The organism is Acidobacteriota bacterium (assembly GCA_020845575.1).
Lineage (GTDB): Bacteria > Acidobacteriota > Vicinamibacteria > Vicinamibacterales > Vicinamibacteraceae > Luteitalea.
This window is the reverse complement of sequence record JADLFL010000024.1, coordinates 98,209-115,420: the sequence shown is the minus strand read 5'-3', so window position 1 is coordinate 115,420 and position 17,212 is coordinate 98,209. Positions and strand designations below refer to the sequence as shown.

The 17,212-nt window shown below is 67.1% G+C and carries 15 protein-coding genes; 3 read left to right on the top strand and 12 right to left on the bottom strand.

Annotation, left to right across the window (positions count from 1 at the left end):
- The 10 genes from IT182_07910 to IT182_07865 all read right to left on the bottom strand — a co-directional run.
- On the bottom strand, positions 1-646 hold a 646-nt coding region (locus IT182_07910), incomplete at its 3' end, for an aminotransferase class I and II (protein ID MCC6163259.1).
- A gap of 59 nt (positions 647-705) precedes the next feature.
- Positions 706-1,902: a nucleoside permease gene (locus IT182_07905; protein ID MCC6163258.1), complete on the bottom strand. Its 1,197-nt coding sequence runs from the start codon at positions 1,900-1,902 to the stop codon at positions 706-708.
- On the bottom strand, positions 1,902-2,573 hold the full coding sequence (locus tag IT182_07900) for a DUF1080 domain-containing protein (GenBank protein MCC6163257.1): 672 nt from the start codon (positions 2,571-2,573) through the stop codon (positions 1,902-1,904). The genes IT182_07905 and IT182_07900 overlap by 1 nt, the downstream gene beginning before the upstream one ends.
- 16 nt (positions 2,574-2,589) lie before the next feature.
- Positions 2,590-3,870: a Gfo/Idh/MocA family oxidoreductase gene (locus IT182_07895; GenBank protein ID MCC6163256.1), complete on the bottom strand. Its 1,281-nt coding sequence runs from the start codon at positions 3,868-3,870 to the stop codon at positions 2,590-2,592.
- A 41-nt stretch (positions 3,871-3,911) separates the two neighbouring features.
- Positions 3,912-4,898: an SUMF1/EgtB/PvdO family nonheme iron enzyme gene (locus IT182_07890; protein ID MCC6163255.1), complete on the bottom strand. Its 987-nt coding sequence runs from the start codon at positions 4,896-4,898 to the stop codon at positions 3,912-3,914.
- Positions 4,899-5,100: 202 nt separating this feature from the next.
- Entirely contained in the window at positions 5,101-5,748 is a 648-nt protein-coding gene (locus IT182_07885; protein ID MCC6163254.1) for an ATP-binding cassette domain-containing protein, read from the bottom strand.
- Complete coding sequence (modB, locus tag IT182_07880; protein MCC6163253.1) at positions 5,741-6,406, bottom strand: molybdate ABC transporter permease subunit; 666 nt, start codon at positions 6,404-6,406, stop codon at positions 5,741-5,743. Before modB ends, IT182_07885 begins: the two co-directional genes overlap by 8 nt.
- A 10-nt stretch (positions 6,407-6,416) precedes the next feature.
- Entirely contained in the window at positions 6,417-7,145 is a 729-nt protein-coding gene (modA, locus tag IT182_07875) for a molybdate ABC transporter substrate-binding protein (protein ID MCC6163252.1), read from the bottom strand.
- A 77-nt stretch (positions 7,146-7,222) separates the two neighbouring features.
- Positions 7,223-7,723, bottom strand: coding sequence for a molybdopterin-dependent oxidoreductase (locus IT182_07870; protein ID MCC6163251.1), 501 nt, complete (start codon positions 7,721-7,723; stop codon positions 7,223-7,225).
- A 178-nt stretch (positions 7,724-7,901) separates the two neighbouring features.
- On the bottom strand, positions 7,902-11,294 hold the full coding sequence (locus IT182_07865; GenBank protein ID MCC6163250.1) for a carboxypeptidase regulatory-like domain-containing protein: 3,393 nt from the start codon (positions 11,292-11,294) through the stop codon (positions 7,902-7,904).
- 466 nt (positions 11,295-11,760) lie between these two features.
- Between IT182_07865 and IT182_07860 the strand changes: the two genes are divergently transcribed.
- From IT182_07860 to IT182_07850, 3 genes are all read left to right on the top strand, one after another.
- Positions 11,761-13,110 (top strand): Gfo/Idh/MocA family oxidoreductase, encoded by a 1,350-nt coding sequence (locus IT182_07860; GenBank protein MCC6163249.1) that lies wholly within the window; start codon positions 11,761-11,763, stop codon positions 13,108-13,110.
- A 79-nt stretch (positions 13,111-13,189) separates the two neighbouring features.
- Positions 13,190-14,272 carry a PmoA family protein gene (locus IT182_07855; GenBank protein MCC6163248.1) on the top strand — a complete coding sequence of 361 codons (1,083 nt, stop codon included), beginning with the start codon at positions 13,190-13,192 and terminating at the stop codon, positions 14,270-14,272.
- 123 nt (positions 14,273-14,395) lie between these two features.
- Positions 14,396-14,788, top strand: a complete 393-nt coding sequence (locus IT182_07850) for a c-type cytochrome (protein MCC6163247.1) — start codon at positions 14,396-14,398, stop codon at positions 14,786-14,788.
- A gap of 187 nt (positions 14,789-14,975) precedes the next feature.
- Here the strand turns inward: IT182_07850 and IT182_07845 are convergent, their stop codons facing one another.
- Together IT182_07845 and IT182_07840 are read right to left on the bottom strand one after the other, a co-directional pair.
- A complete protein-coding gene (locus IT182_07845; protein ID MCC6163246.1) occupies positions 14,976-15,899 on the bottom strand; it encodes a TIM barrel protein in 924 nt (307 codons plus the stop codon).
- A 64-nt stretch (positions 15,900-15,963) separates the two neighbouring features.
- Positions 15,964-17,172 carry a D-galactonate dehydratase family protein gene (locus IT182_07840; protein ID MCC6163245.1) on the bottom strand — a complete coding sequence of 403 codons (1,209 nt, stop codon included), beginning with the start codon at positions 17,170-17,172 and terminating at the stop codon, positions 15,964-15,966.
- Between the last annotated feature and the right edge of the window lie 40 nt (positions 17,173-17,212).

Genomic DNA, 17,212 nt, shown 5'->3' with positions numbered 1-17,212 from the left:
GCACCAGGTCCATCACCTGCGCCACCATCGCCTCGCCGATCGACGACGCGAGTACCGCGTCGGCCTCGGCGATCTCCCTGGCGAACGGGAGCAGCACATGTTCGGCGATGCGCGCGAACGGATCGTCGGCGCGCGCCAGGAAATCGGCCGGCGACGTACCGTGATGGAAGTACAGGCAGGCGCCGTGGTCGATGAGCCAGAGCCGCCGGTGCCACATCAGCAGATTGGCATTGCGCGCAGTGCGATCGACGTTGCTCGTCAACGCGTCGAACCAGACGATGCGCGAGGCCAGCACCGCGTCGACACGCTCGGCCACCGGATCGAAGGTCACCGATCCCGGCAGGTAGTCGAGCGCGAGGTTGAGCCCCGCGCTCGCGCGAATCAGCTCCTGGATTTCCGGATCCGGCTCGGTGCGCGCGAGGTCGGCGTCGAGTTCGACGAGCACGATCTCGGGCACGGGCAGGCCGATGGCGCGGGCGAGCTCGCCGGCCACGACTTCGGCGACGAGCGCCCGGGCGCCCTGCCCCGCGCCGCGGAACTTCAGGACGTAGAGCCCGTCATCGTCTGCCTCGACGATGGCGGGCAGCGAGCCGCCCTCGCGCAGCGGCGTGACGTACCGCGTGAGGTGGACGGTCCTGAGGGACATGGGAGAGGAAGGACTCGCGTGACGCGTACCGGCGGCACGCGTCACGCTGTGGTGCGGTGTTACTTCGATTCGGCTGATGCGCGATCGTTGAAGAGTACGGCGAAGAGCACGAGCACGACGAGCGCGAAGCCCGCCGGCACCATCCACACGCTCTTCCAGTCGTGCCCGCCCGCCACGACGTTGGCATCGAGCACCGGGCCGAACACGAGCGAGCCGATGAACATGCCGAGGCCGAGCGTCACGAACGCGATGAAACCCTGCGCCGCGCCGCGCAGGTGCGCCGGCGCCTTCTTGTCCACGTAGATCTGGCCCGTGACGAAGAAGAAGTCGTAGCAGATGCCGTGCAGCAGGATGCCGAGGAACAGCATCCAGAAACCGGGGCCGGCATCACCGAGCGCGAACAGGGTGTAGCGCAGCGTCCACGCGATCATGCCCACGATGAGCATCCACTTCACGCCGAGGCGCGCGAAGAGGACGGGCATGAGCAGCATGAAGCCCAGTTCGGACCACTGCCCGAACGGCATGATCGACTCGACGTTGGCCACGCCGATCTCGCTGAGGAACGTGCCCGCCAACCCGTAATAGAACTGTAACGGGATGCAGATCAGGAACGAACCGATCACGAAAATCGCAAACGACCGCTCCTTCAGCAGCGCCAGCGCGTCGAGCCCGAGAATGTCACGCATCGTCACGCTGCCACCGGTGCTGGTGGGCGGCGTGTGCGGTAGCGCCAGGCTGTAGACGCCGAGCACCGCCGACGACACGGCGGCGGTGAGGAACATGCCCGAGCTCTTCCCGAATCCGAGCAGCGTGATCGCGTAGCCGGCGATGATCCAGCCGATCGTCCCGAGCACGCGCACGCTCGGGAACTGCGTGCCGGGGTCGGTCATCTGCCTGAACGACAGCGAGTTGGCCAGCGCCAGCGTCGGCATGTAGCACAGCGTGTAGATGAGCAGGACCGGATAGAACGATCCGAAATCCCCGACCGTCGAGACGAAGAACAGCAGCACGGCGCCCGCCAGGTGCAGCACCGCCATGATCTTCTCGGTGGCGAAGAACCTGTCGGCGATCATGCCGACGAAGAACGGCGAGACGATGGCGGCCAGCGCCGTGGCGCCGTACGCGAGGCCGATCTGCGAGCCGTTGAACTTCAACGTCTCGTTCAGGTACGGCCCCATCGTCACGTACCACGTCCCCCAGATGAAGTACTGGAGGAACATCAGGATGGAGAGCTTGATACGGACGGCAGACGACATCAGTTCAGGTCCTTGATGCGGATGTTGCGGAACTCCACCAGGTCACCGTGATCCTGCAGCACGATGTGCCCGCGCGACGCCTTGCCGTAGATCGGCCACGCCTTGAACTTGCTGTCGGCCACGAGCGCCGTCCACTCCGGGCTGCCGAGCACGTATTCCACGACCTTCGTACCGTTCAGCCAGTGCTCCACGTGGTTGCCGTGGATGGCGATGCGCACGCTGTTCCACTCGCCGGCCGGCTTGCTCACCGCTGCCGACGGCGCGATGAGATCGTAGTTGGCGCCGGCGAGGCGGTCCGGACCGTTCTTCGCGTCGGGGTGCCGCTCGTTGTCGAGGATCTGGTATTCGGGTCCGCTCCAGTACGGCGCGTTCCCCTCGGTGATCACGCGGTACATGATTCCGCTGTTGCCGCCGGGGGCGATCTTGTACTCGAGCTCGAGCTCGAAGCTGCCGAACTCGCGCACGGTCATGATGTCGCCGCCCTTGCCGGTGCGCGAGAGCACGCCGTCGGCCGCGGTCCAGCCGTCAGGCGGCGTCTCGCTCTTGAACGATCGCCATCCCTCGAAACTCTTGCCGTCGAACAGGCTGGTCCACCCCGCGCCCGTTTGTGCAAACGCCGGGGTGGCCGTCGCCACCAGCGCGGCGAGCGCCATGCTTGCCATCCGCTTCATACGCATGAACTCCTTGTCAGTTGGTGCCCTGGCCCGGCATCGGGACGGGCGGCGTGGCAATCGGGCCGAGTTGCAGCGTCGTCGGGACGATGGCCTCGTCGGATGCCAGCGCCTCGTCCCACGTGATGGCCTTGCCCGAATACGCAGACATGCGACCCATGATCGCCGTGAGCGTGGACTCGGCCACCGTCTGCAGTTCGTTGATGCGCTGGCCGGCGCGGATGATCCGGATGAGGTCGATGTGCTCCTGTACGTAGGGACTGATCGGATCCTTCCCGCCCCGCCACGCGGACGCGCCGCTGATCTCGTACTTGTCGGCCTGGCACTGCCCCTTCGTGCCGACGAGCGCTTCGGACACGCTGTTGGCACAGTTGTCGATCTGCCGGCACATGCTCATCATGTGCGACCCGTCGGCGTACTCGTAGTCGATCGCGAAGTGGTCGAAGATGTGCCCGTACGCCTTGTCGGTACGCACCTGCCGTCCGCCCATCCCCGTCGCCTTGACCGGGTGTCCGCGCTTGGCCCAGTTGATCACGTCGATGTTGTGGATGTGTTGCTCCACGATGTGATCGCCGGAGAGCCAGGTGAAGTAGAGCCAGTTACGGAGCTGCCACTCCATGTCGGTCCACGCGGGCTGCCGATCGCGCTTCCAGAGGAAGCCCTGGTTCCAGTACGCGCGCGCCGACACGATGTCGCCGATGGCGCCGTCGTGCACGCGCTTCATCGTCTCCACGTAGCCGTGTTGATGCCGCCGCTGCGTCCCGGCAACGATGTTGAGGCCCCTGGCTTCGGCCTCCTTCGCAAGCGCCATCACCTTGCGGATCCCCGGCGCGTCGACGGCCACCGGCTTCTCCGTGAAGGTGTGCTTCCCTGCCTTGATGGCGGCTTCGAGGTGCGTGGGCCTGAAGCCCGGAGGCGACGCGAGGATGATGTAGTTGACCTCGGGCAGCGCCACCACCTTCTGGTAGCCGTCGAAGCCCGTGAACTGGTGCTCCGGCTTCACCGACACCTTGTCGCCGTGCGCCGTCGCGAGACGCTTGAGGCTCTGCTCCAGGCGATCAGCGAACATGTCGGCCACGGCGACCAGGCGCACGCCGCCTTGCTCGTGCCCCTTGAACACGTCGGCAACCGCGCCGCTGCCGCGCCCGCCGGCACCGATGAGGCCGATGCGGATCTCGTCGCTGCCCTGCGCATGCGCGCCCGGGATCGCCTGCCATCCGACAAGTCCGCTCCCCACGGCAGCCGCCGTCGTCGTCTTCAGGAAATCGCGTCGAGAGGATGGGGTCTGGTCTGACATGGGAACCTCGTGGCTGACGGTGGTGGCGTGTGGCTCAGACGTCAGCGATCAGGACTGTCCTTGATCACCGCGCTCTTGAACCCTCTCAGGTTCTGTTGTTCGTCGACGGCACGGGCCACGCGGAAGCCGACGTGGTCGGCGTCCGTGTGCCAGTAGATGCTTTGCGGGACCTGCGGATCGCGCTGGCTCCAGTCCTCGTGCGACGACTGGCGGTTGGCGTAGCGCAACCTGGCGGCAGGTTCGATGAACGATCCGCCGCGCGTGGCGTGCGGATAGCGCTTGTCTGTCGGCAGTGCGACAGGTTGCGTGGCCTTCGGCGCCCACTCGGCGTAGCGCGCGTCGGCATACATGTCGAACGTCCACTCGGCGACGTTGCCGAGCATGTCGTACAGGCCGAAGGCGTTGGGTGTCTTCGACGCGACCAGGTGCGGCGCCTCGTTGGAGTTGCCCATGTGCCAGGCCTGATCGTCGAGCGTGGCCGGTGCCGCGCCCGTGTCGCCGGCACGCGCCGCGTACTCCCACTCCGCTTCGGTCGGCAGGCGATACGCCTTGCCGGTGACCTGCGAGAGCCAGCGGCAGTACTCCATCGCCGCGTGCTGCGTCATCGCGAGCGCCGGCATCTTCCCCTTGCCGTAGCCCTTGGCCTCGTCGCCGTACGCACGCGACGGCTTGCTCACGGCATCGCTGTCTGCCGCCGCACCGCCGTCACCCGTGCGCGCGCCGGTGTTGCCGACGAACGCGAACTGGTCGTACTCGTCCCAGGTGACCTCGGTCCTGCCGATCCAGAAGGGTTTGATGGTCACTTCGACCTGGGGGCCCTCGTCGGCGTCGCGACCGGGTTCGCTCGCGGGACTGCCGAGCATGAACGTGCCGCCGGGCACCGCCACCATCGCGAACGTCACCTTCGTCCCTGGGATCGTCTCGGTGTAGACCGATGGCGGCTCCGTCTTCAGCGCCGGCTGCGAGATCGCCACGGCGGCGCCGATCGAACACAGCGCGACGGCCGTCAGTGCCCGAGAGCACGGCATGAGCGGACGATGAGGTCGCACGACATCGCGGAGTGTACTGCAAAACATCCGGGCACCGGGCACCGGGCGCCGGACGGCCGGGCACCGGACAGACGGCGACGGGCCGGGCGACCACAAGGGTCGCCCCTACGAGGTGGGGTTGGACGAGCCGCCCACGCGTTGCCCGGCGTTCGAGGAACCGAAGGCCGAGCCCCGTCATTCGTCATTCGTCATTCGTCATTCGGCATTCCACCACCCTGTCGGCCATGCGGGTCACGTCGTCCTGGTCGTGCGTGACCAGGACGATCGGGACGTCGAGGGTGCGGCGCACCTCGGCCAGTTCGGCGTGGAGAGCCAGACGAAGACGACGGTCGAGGGCGGCAAAGGGTTCGTCGAGCAGCAGCACCTGCGGGTTGCGCGCCAGGGCGCGAGCCAGGGCGAGGCGCTGGCGCTCGCCGCCAGACAGATCGGCAGGCCGGCGACCCAGCCTGTGCGACAGGTGTACCTGCTCCAGCACGTCGATCGCACGGGCGCGGCGCTCCGCGCGCGGCAGGTGCAGAAGCGCGATCGTCACGTTGTCGACGACGCCGAGGTGCGGAAACAGGGCCGCGTCCTGCGGCACGAAGCCGAGCCGGCGGAGGTGGACTGGCACATGGACGCCAGCCGTCGTGTCCGACCACACGTCGGTTCCGTAACGCACGAGCGTCGATGCCGGTGTGTACAACCCGGCGATCGACCGCAGGACCGTCGTCTTGCCGCTGCCCGACGGGCCGAACAACGCCAGCACCTCGCCCGGCTCCACGCCGAAGGCGACGTCGAGCGGGATCGGGCTGCGTTGCCGGAGCGCGACGGTGAGCGCGCGATCACCCACGACGGGCCACCCGCCGGCCGAGGAGATACGTCACCGCCAGCGTCACGATGACGAGCGCGAGGAGCGTCGCGGCCATGATGCCCGCGCCGGTGTCGTCGAAGGCCTGGAGGCGATCGTAGATGGCGATGCTGAGCGTGCGCGTCTCGCCCGGCAGGCTGCCGCCCACCATGAGCACGACGCCGAATTCGCCGAGCGTGTGCGCGAAGGCCAGGATCGCGGCGGTGAGGAGACCGGGCCACGCGAGCGGCATCTCCACGCGGAGGAAGCGCTGCCACGGCGAAAGGCCGCAACACGCGGCCACTTCCCTGACGTTGAGCGGGATGGCCTCGAAGGCGCGCTGCGCCGGCTGGACGACAAAGGGGATGTTGGCGATCACCGAGGCGAGCACGAGCCCTTCGAACGAGAACGCGAGCGCGTGGCCCACGAGGCGCTCGAACGCGGCGCCGAGCGGCGATCGCACGCTGAAGGCCTGGAGCAGGTAGTAGCCGAGCACCGTGGGCGGCAGCAGCAGCGGCACGGCGACGAGCGCTTCGACCAAGGCCTTGCCGCGCATCGGCCGCGTGGCCAGACGATGCCCGAGCCATGCGCCGAGGGGCAGCAGGAGCGCGACGGTCCACGCACCGAGCGACAACGAGACGCGAAGCGCAAGCCAGTCCATCGCTGCCGCGTCAGTCAGGGAGCGTGAAGCCGTAGCGCTCGAAGATGCGGCGCGCCGCCGGCGACTGGAGATAGGCGTAGAAGCGCCCTGCGGTCGGTCCTGCCTTCTTCATGAGCACCATGCGCTGACGCAGTGGCGGATGGAGATCGGCGGGGATCAGCGCGGACGTGCCGCGGGCACGCACTCCGGGCGCCAGGGCGATCGCGTGCGCGATGAGGCCGCCCACGGCGTCGCCGGTCGCCGCGAACTGCGCGGCCTGCGCCACGTTCTCGCCAAGGACGAGGCGCGGCTGGATGGCGTCCCAGAGTCGTCGTGCCCGGAGTGCCGCTTCCGCGGCGCGGCCGTACGGCGCATGTGCGGGGTTGGCAATGGCAAAGCGTGTGACACCGCCGTTGGCGAGCAGGCGCGCAAGTCCGTCGAGTCCCTCGTCGGGACGCAGCGGTGAGCCGTTCGGAGCAAACAGCGCAAGTCGTCCCACCGCGTACAGCACACCCTCGTCGCGCGTGAGGCCGCGGTTGGCAAGGTCAGCGACCAACGCCTCGTCGGCCGAGAGGAACAGCTCGAACGGCGCCCCGTCGCGAATCTGCCGCGTCAGCGTACCCGACGCGCCGAACACGAGCGTGACCGATTCGCCTGTATCTCTGGTGAACTGTCCTGCAACGTCTTCGAGCGCCACGCTCAGGTCAGCCGCCGCCGCCACGCGAGGCCCCTGCGCCGCCGCTGGCCACGCCGCGCACATGCACGCCAACGCGACAAGCAGACGGAGGCCGAAGGAAAGCCGCCTTGAGGTTTCCAATCGCCTGGAATGAGAAACGTTCACGGGCTCGGAAGGCGTACGACGTCGAGGCGCTGCAACTGCCTGACGCCGCGAGCGCCGCGGCGATCCTTCGGCGTGACGAGGCGGAAGGGACCCTGTGCTTCGGTGAGCGGCTTGCCGTCGGCCGTGTCGGCCACCAGCACGTCGGCCGCCGACATCGCAGGATCGAGTTCCGCGATCGCGAAGACGACGCGATAGCCGTCGGCCCCTGTGGCGACGACGTAGGTAGCGAGCGCGGCACCGCGCAGGTCGGGGCCGACAGTCGCGCCGGCGCGCTCGAGCAGCGTACCCACGAGCACGCCTTCATACCTGACGGTTCGTTCCTGGCTCGTGACCTCGACGGTCTGACGCGGATACGTCGCCAACTGTCGCGCGTCGATCGTGAGCGGCGTCCGCACGGCGCCGGTGATGGCCAACGAGGTGCCGGCGGGCTGCGCCGCCCCGAGCGCGGGGACGGCAAGACACGCCGCCGCGAGGAGGAAGGACCGGACGCGATTCATCCGGAAAGTGTACACAGGACCGGCAACCGGCAACCGGCAACCGGTATGTCGACCCTGTTCTTCGTAGGGGCCGGGCAAGCCCGGCCCCTTGTCCCCATGTGAGTGAGCCGGTTGCCCGTTGCCGGGTTGCCGGTTGCCGGAGAAGAGACCGGGCCCGAAGGCCCGGCCTCTTTTGCTTCTAGAACTGGAACCGCACGCTCAACTGGATGTCGCGACGGTTGCCGTCCTTGGACGTGATACGGCCGAAGTCGCCGCTGAGGGGGTTACTGTTGATGCCACCGAGGTTCGGGTGATTGAGGAAGTTGAACGCCTCGGCGCGGACCTGGAGGCGGCGGATGCCGCCCAGGTTGAAGTTCTTGAACAGCGCCAGGTCCCACTGCATCTCGCCCGCGTTGTAGTAGGCGTTGCGCGGCGAGTTGCCGAACGTGGAGTTGGCCGGACGTACGAACACGCTCCTGTCGAGCGACACCGATCCGGGCGTGCCGTCGTAGAGCTGGTGGTTGATGCTCGCGTTCCCGGTCTGGCTCCACGGCTGGCCGACGCTGACGTCGCCGATGCCGGCGATGTCCTGCGACGTCTGACCCACGGTGAACGGCGTGCCCGAGCGCATGAACGTCGCGCCCGAGATCTGCCAGCCACCGAGCAGGTTGCCCACGAGCGTGCTCTGGTCCCGGAAGAACGGCAGGTCGTAGATGTAATAGAAGTTGAACACGTGGCGTCTGTCGAAGTTCGACGGCCCGAAGTAGAGCGTGTCGTCGTACGTGTTCCAGAGTACGTTCCGCTTGTCGGAGCCATTGTCGGTCGACTTGCCCAGCGTGTACGCCGCACCCACCTTGAGACCGTTGGTGTACCGACGGTCGGCCGAGATCTGCAGGCTGTTGTACGTCGACGACCCGGCGTTCTCCGACAGACGGATGAGGCCGTAGCCGCGATACGGCCGCAGCGCCGCGATGTTGACGCCCGCGTTGGCCGGGTTGTTCAGCGTCCCGAGCGGCAACTGGTTGATGTTGCGCTCACGTTGCAGGTAGAGACCGCGCCGGCCGACGTAGGTGACGTCCACGATGAAGCCGAACGGCACTTCGCGCTGCACGCCCGTCGACCAGAGGTACGACGTCGGCGACTTGAACACGAGATCCTGCGCCGTGATGCCGATCGGCAGGTCGCCGGGGTTCACGCCGACGCCACCGGGGTTGTCCACGCTGCCGTTGGACACGGTGGCCTGCGGCTGGAACGGCGGGTTGCCGCCGAGCAGGGTCGAGTCGTTGAGCGGCAGGCGATTGTGGAAGACACCCGCCGCGCCACGCAGCACCGTCTTCTCGTTCCACTGGTAGCTGACGCCCAGGCGCGGTTCGAAGACGTTCTTGTGCGTCTGCGACAGGCCGCGCGGGTGACCGCCGAACAGCGCCAGCACCGCCGGGTCGCTGGCGACCACCGAGGAGGCGGCGTCGCCCGTGAAGCCGTCACCGGGAAGGATGACGCCGTTGTAGCGCACGCCGCCGGACAGACGCCCGTTGGCCGGGTTGACCGTCGGCGCGTTGGCCGGGTTGTACGCGGCTTCACTGAACGTGCCGATGTTGTTGGTCGTGGAGTGCCAGGGCGGCCAGTAGACGTAGCGCACGCCACCTTCGACGGTCAGCTTGGCGCTGGGACGCCATGAGTCCTGCACGAAGACGTCGGTCGCGAGCGCGCGCCACTTCGTGAAGTTGCGCTGGCCGAGTTCGGCGTAGTTGGTGAACCGCCCCATCGCCAGGTTCGCCATCGCCGTGCCCGTGCCGCCGGCGCGCGTGTCGGAGAACTCGAAGCGGCCGTTCTGGTTGTTCGTGCTCCCCGGAATCGCGGAGACGTTGATCTGGTCGAAGTCGTCTTCGCCCGAGTACTCGAACGCGACACCGGCCTTGAACGTGTGGCGTCCCTTGACCCATGTGGTCGTGTTGGTCACCGTCTTGATCGGCCCTGATGAGGACGCCGGATACGGCCCGCCATCGATGTCCTGGAAGCCCGTACCGGTGACCGTCGGAATCTTGTCGACGATCTCCTTCTCCGCGAAGATGTACGGATAGTTCACCCCGGTGCGGCTGCGCTGATACAGGCCGCTCTCGGTGTACACGTTGATGAACACGTCGTCACGGCCGGCCGTGAAGGTCAGTTCATTGACGATATTGGACCGCCACGTGCTCGTCCAACTCGCCGTCGTGGTGAAGTTGGGGCGATCCCAGTCGGTCCGCGCGTAGGGCAAGTTGCCGCGGAACGCATCGATCGCCGTGTAGCTGCTCTTCGAGAAGCGGTACGAGAGCTGGTGGTTCGACGAGGGACGCCAGTCGAAACGGATGTTGTCCTTGCGCTGCTGCTGCGGATTGTCGCTGGTGATGATCGCGTTGGCCGAGCCCTGGCGGAAGCCGGGTGTCGGATCCGGGTACAGGTTCATCAGCGCGATCCCGTTGGGCGACAGGCGATCGGCCGGAATGATGTTGCCCGGGAACGGCTGTCCCGTGAGGGGATCGTTGATCACGCGCGCGCCGCTGAAGAACCCGTTGCCGGGGTTCAACAACTCGCTGAAATCGCCGCGGCGCATCGCCGCCGTGGGCACCGTGATGATCGCGGTGGCCGTCGCGTCCTGCTTGGCCCATTCCTGTGCGCCGAAGAAGAACAACCGGTTCTTCAGCAACGGACCGCCAAAGGAGTAGCCGTACTGCTTGAAGTCGAAGGCCGCCGGCCCGCTGTTCTCGGCCGCGTTGGTGCTGCGGTTGCGTCCCCAGGTGTTGGCCTGGAGCTTGTCGTCGCGGTAGTAGTAGCCGGCGCTGCCCGAGAAGCGGTTGCTGCCGCTCTTGGTGATGATGCGCACCTGCCCGCCGCTCGCGCGCCCGTACTCGGGCATGTAGTTGCCGGTGAGGACCTGCACCTCCTGCACGGTGTCCACGTTCTGCACGCCGACGATGGCGCCGTTGGAACGGGTGCGCACGGCCGTCGCGCCGTCGACGGTGATGTTGTTCTCGTCGCCCCGGCTGCCGTTGATGTTCCAACCGCCATTGGACAGGCTGAACGTGCCGTAGTTGTTGAAGGACCCGCCGCTGACGCCGGCCTTGAGGCCCGCCACGCCGATCGGGTTGCGACCGTTGAAGGAGAGCTGCTCGATGTCCTTGGCTTCGACGGTCTTGCGGAGTGCCACGTCCGTCTGGAGCAGCTGGCCTTCGGCGGTGACGGTGACTTCCTCGGAGAGCTCACCGGTCTCGAGCGTGAAGTCCAGCGAAATCGAACCGGCGGCGTCGAGTTGCACCGTCGGACGGACCGCCTTCTTGAAGCCCTGAAGCTCCGCGCTGACCGAGTACTGTCCCGGCATCAGCGTCGCCAGCACATAGAAGCCCGCGTCGTCGGTGATGGTGGTATCCGCGCGGTTGGTGCCCAGGTTGGTGGCCGTCACGGTCACGCCCGGCATCACGCCGCCTTGTTGGTCCCTGACGGTACCGGCCACGCGGCTGCGCTCGAACTGCGCGAACGCCGGCGTTCCGGCGAGCAGCAGCACCGCGCACGCCGTCAGGCATTGCAGGCTCCTCCTCACGTGGAGCTTCCCCATGTCGATCATCCTTCCTCGATCCGTGCCGGAACCCGCGCTCCGACACCAGTCCAACCGGCACAACAGACAGTCGCCCCTGCACCGAAGTGGCGCAGGCCGGAGAGGACGACCGCGCCTGCGACGCTCACCGGGCGCCACAGGAAAGAGTTACGCATTCGCATCACAACCGCGTGACGAGTTGTCTCACCACTTCGACCCGCGAACGCGCCACCTCATCGACGCATGAAGTCACACGCACATGAATGACCGCCCACGAACCGCCGTCAAACGGCATGTATGCGAGCCCTTGCGTCGTTAGAAACCAGCAAGATGTAGCACACGCTCGAAGGTCCGTCAAGTACACGTGGACACCCACTGCATCGCCCTTGCACTGCCCCGTGGTCTGTAGTACTTCTGCGACGCACGACTCACGACCCCGTACGCGCGAAGTGGTTCGACCTCTCGTGCGCCCTCCCCGGAGGTATCAATGCCAGATCGTCGACAATTCCTCCAGGCGGCCGGTGCGACTGCCGCGGCTGCCAGCCTGCCGGCGCGCAGCTATGCCCGCATCGTCGGTGCCAACGACCGCGTCCGCGTCGGTATCGTCGGCTTCTCCGACAGGTGTCGAGGAAGCCTCATCCCCGCCCACCAGAAGCACGCCGCGGAGTTGAACTTCGAGATCGTCGCCGTGTCCGACATCTGGAGCCTCCGGCGCCAGGCCGGTGCAGCAGCGCTCCAGAAACTCGGACAGTCGTCGCCCATCGTCTGTCGCAACAACGACGAGCTTTATGCCCGCAACGACGTGGATGCCGTGCTCGTCGCCACGGCTGACTTCCAGCACGCCCTTCATGGCGTGGAGGCCGTACGCGCCGGGCGCGACGCCTACGTCGAGAAGCCGATGGCCAACACCATGGACGACGCGCGCGCGCTGCGCGCGGCGGTGAAGGACACGGGCAAGATCGTGCAGATCGGCACGCAGCGCCGCAGCGCGAAGAACTACCAGCAGGCGTACGAGTACCTGAAGTCGGGCAAGTTCGGCGACATCGTGGCCGTCGAGATGACGTGGAACGTCAACCAGCCCGGACGCTGGCGGCGCCCCTCCGTCGTCGGCACGCTGCGGGAAGAGGACACCGACTGGAACCGCTACCTGCTCAACCGGCCGAAGGAAGCCTTCGACCCGCGCAAGTATCTCGAGTTCAGACTGTTCTGGCCCTATTCGTCAGGGATCCCTGACCAATGGCTCGTCCACCAGATCGACACGGTGCACTGGTTCACCGGCTGTCCGCGGCCGCGCAGCGTGGTGGCCAACGGCGGCATCTATCTGTGGAAGGACGGCCGCCGCAACTGGGACACCTTCACGGCCGTCTTCGACTACGGTCCGCTGGACGATCCGGGCAAGGGCTTCCAGGTGATCTACAGCTCGCGCATGACCAACGCCGCGGGCGACGTGAAGGAGTACTACTACTCCAACGGCGGCATGCTCGATCTCGACAAGAACACCGTGTCCGACACCGGCGGCCTGCGCGAGAACTACGCCAGGTCGATGGGCATGAAAGCCAACATGCTGCCGTCGATGACGATTGCCGAAGCAGCGTCGCAGCAGACGGGAGCCGACACCGGCGCAGACGACGCGACGTCGGCCAACATGCGCAACTGGATGGAATGCGTGCGCAGCCGCAAGGCGCCGAACGCGAGCGTCGAGGCCGGCTACAGTCACTCGGTGGCCCTGTGCATGACGATTGCCGCCATCCAGACGGGTCAACGCGTCACGTTCAACGACGCCACGCAGGACGTGGTCGTCGGTGGTGAGGGAGTACCAAGTGCAGCACGACGTTAGCAGGAATTCAGCAACTCCAACGCAGGTGACCAGCCGTGTAGGGGCGACGCATGCGTCGCCCCTACGGTCGCGCGCGGCGATCGGTTCTCCTGGTAGGGCCGGCTCTCCGAGCCCGGCCCCACTCGCCGTCACGCTCGCGTGCGTGCTCGGGGGGCTTGTCGTGACGGCGCAGGCACCGAAGGTGGCGATCACCAGCAAGCCGGCGGACAAGGTGGTGGAGGTCACCGTGGACGGCAAGCCGTTCACGTCGTACGCGTGGCCCGACTCGCTCGAGAAGCCCGTGCTCTATCCGATCCGCACCGGCGCGGGTACCGTGATCACGCGCGGGTTCCCGCCGCTGGCCAACGAGCGGCAGGACCATCCGCACCACGTCGGCCTGTGGCTCAACTACGGCGACGTGGACGGCTTCGACTTCTGGAACAACTCCGACGCGATCAAACCGGACCAGAAGGCGAAGATGGGATCGGTCGAGCACCGCGCGATCGTCTCCGCCGAGAGCAAGGGCGACCACGCCGTGCTGAAGGTGACGGCCGACTGGGTGTCCGGCGACGGCAAGACCCGCCTGCAGGAGTCGACGACATACACGTTCAGGGCGTTGCCCAACGGCGTGCGCGCCATCGATCGCGTGACGACGCTTGCGGTCCCCGCCGGCGGGGGCACCGTGAGGCTACCCGACAACAAGGAAGGGATGCTCGGCCTGCGCGTGATCCGCGCGCTCGAGGATCCGGCCGAAAAGGGCGGTGAGTTCAAGGACGCCGCCGGCCGCGTGACGCGGATGGCCAACATGGACACCACGGGCGTCACGGGGAAGTACCTCACGAGCGAAGGCAAGGTCGGCAAGGACGTGTGGGGCACGCGCGGCACGTGGACGGCGCTCGCGGGGACCGTCGACGGCAAGCCGGTGACGGTGGCCATCCTCGACGCGCCCGGCAACCCGGGCTACCCCACCTACTGGCACGCGCGCGGCTACGGCCTGTTTGCCGCCAACCCGCTCGGCCAGGCGGCGCTCAGCGATGGGAAGGACACGCTGAACTTCTCCATCGCCGAAGGCACGCCCGCCACGTTCCGCTATCGCATCCTGCTCGTGGACGGCACGCCGTCCGCCGCGGACATGAACGGCTACGCCAGCGCGTGGGCGAAGGCGGCCAGCCAGGGCTCCTGATCGTCAATCTGGCAGGGACGGCTCACGCGGGCCGTCCCTGCTGTCACCGGGCTTGTCCGGAGCCATCAGCCGCCTGTACCCTGTGGCCCCGACACGCAAGTCGCGAACGAGGATGTACCGACGATGATCACGGGACGGACGATTGGCGCCGGGTTCCTGGCGATGGTGATGATGGCGGGCGCGGGCAGCACGATCACGCTCGCCCAGGCGAAGAAGAAGGCGGCGGCCAAGGCCGCCGCAGGCCCGGTCCCTACCGCGGCGGAGATCGAATCGGCCGAGGAGATCTTCAAGACCAAGTGCGCCGTCTGTCACACGCTGGACGGCAACTCGCCCATCCCGAACATGAACTTCGTCGATGGCGTGTGGCTCCACGGCTCGTCGGTCAAGGAGCTGATGAACACCATCACGAACGGCGTCTCCGGCACCGCGATGATGCCGTTCAAGGGCCAGTTCACCGAGGGCGAAGTGGCCGCCCTCGCCCGAAAAGTCCGAAGCTTCGATACGAAACTGAAGTAGGGCCGCACTCACGCGGCCTCTGCGCGCGGGTCCTGTCGCCGGACAGCCCCACCCGTCCTCCTCGCCAACAGCACTGGTACGGGAGAGGCTCGTCGACCCGGGCGGGGCGGCCCCGTCCGGCGCCACCCGCGCGCACTTCCCGCGCTCAGGCTGTTCCGATGGCCGATGGCCCTGGAACACCATCCCGTCAGACATCGCACAGTGTCACGGCTTCGCGCAGCGACGTCAGGGGATCGCGCGACGGGACGAACTCGTGGGCGAAGTAGCCCGTGTACCCCTTGTCGGCGACGAACTTCGCGATCGAGCGCCACTGCAGCTCCTGCGTGTCGTCGAGTTCGTGCCGGCCGGGCACGCCGCCCGTGTGCAGGTGCGCGATGTACTCCCAGTTGTCGCCCATCGTGCGCATGACATCGCCCTCCATGATCTGCATGTGGTAGATGTCGTAGAGCAGCTTCACGCGCGGTGACCCCACGCGCTTGCACACGTCGACGCCGTACGCCGTGTGGTCGCCGAGATAGTCCTTGTGATCGACCTTGCTGTTCAGCAGCTCGACGATCACCGTCACGCCCTCGGCCTCGGCGATCGGGGCGATGCGCTTCAGGCACGCCACGCTGTTCACCTTCGCCTCTTCGAGATCCTGCCCGCGGCGATTGCCGAAGAACGTGATCACGTTGGGCACGCCCGCCTTCGCGGCCTTCGGGATCATCTCCGTCAGCGACGCGACGATGCCGTCGTGGAACTTCGTGTTGTTGATGCCGTCGGGAATCGATCGCACCGACGGGAAGCCCGTCGAACATGTCAGCCCGAAGTCACGCCTGGCGATCGTCCACTCCTCTTCGGTGAGGAGATCGATCGCCGGCAGTCCCATCTCGGCGCACGCCTTGAAGAAGTCCGTCAACGGAATCTTGCTGTAGCACCAGCGACACACCGATTGCTTCAGCCGCCCGGCAAGAGCCTTGCGCGGCTGCGCGCCCGCCACCGCCGGCATCGCCGCCGCTCCGGCCGCCGTCAAGGCCGCTGCCCCAAGAAGTTCACGACGCGTCATCACGGTCTCCTTCGAATTTCGGAACTGCTCACCGTCGTCGCACGGGCTGAAGCCCGTGCGCTCCATTGCCAGTCGGGCAGCCGCCACCGGACTGGAGGCCAGGGGCTTCACCCCAGGCGCCATGAACGTTCTACCAGTCGTGCACCGTCCCGTCCATCCGCCTGTTGATGGGGAGGTACGCGGGGTCATAGGGATACTGCGCCGCGAGGCCCTCGTCGATGTCGACGCCAAGGCCTGGCGCGTCGCCCGGGTGCATCACGCCATCCTGATAGACGTACTCGTGCGGGAACACCGCATCGGTCTCGGGCGCGTGCGGCATGTGTTCCTGGATGCCGAAGTTGTGGACGCTGATGTCGAAGTGCAGCGCCGCGGCCATGCACACGGGACTCAGGTCGGTAGCGCCATGGCACCCGGTGCGCACGTGGTGCAGTTCGGCGAGCGCCGCGATCTTGCGCAGGTGCGACAGTCCGCCGGCGTGGACGACAGTGGCGCGGATGTAGTCGATGAGCTGCGCCTGGATCAGGTGCTGCGCGTCGAAGATGGCGTTGAACACTTCCCCCACGGCGATCGGCGTCGTCGTGTGCTGGCGGATCACCCGGAAGCCCTCCTGGTTCTCGGCGGGCGTCGGGTCTTCCATCCAGAACAGGTGATACGGCTCGAGCAGCTTCCCCGCCCGGGCGGCTTCGATCGGCGTGAGCCTGTGATGGACGTCGTGCAGGAGATCGATCTCGTCGCCGAACTCGGCGCGGATGCGTTCGAAGAGGCGCGGCAGGAAGTTCAGGTACGCCTCGCTGCTCCAGCGATGCTCCGGTGCGCCGCCCTTCTCCGCTGGTTCGTACCGCGTCCCGGGACGCGCCACGCCGTACGCGCTGTCGAGACCCGGAACCCCCGACTGCACGCGGATGGCCGTGTACCCGAGATCGAGCTGCTGCGCGACGGCCTTGACGGCGTGTTCGACGTCCTGCCCGTTGGCGTGCGCATACACCCGCACGCTCTCGCGCGAGGCACCGCCGAGCAGCTGATAGACGGGCAGGTTCGCCACCTTGCCCTTGATGTCCCACAGCGCCGTGTCGACGGCCGCGATTGCGCTCATCGTCACGGGCCCGCGCCGCCAGTACGCGCCCTTGTACAGGTACTGCCACGTATCCTCGATCGCACGCGCGTCGCGTCCGATCAGCAGCGGGACGACGTGATCGGCGAGATAGCTCGCCACCGCCAGCTCGCGTCCGTTGAGCGTGGCATCGCCAAGCCCGGACACGCCGTCTTCGGTCATGACCTTCAACGTGACGAAGTTGCGTCCCGGACACGTGACGATGACGCGGGCGTCGGAGATCAGCATGACGGTGGAGTGTCGGGGCTTGCGGCATGCCAGGGGCTTC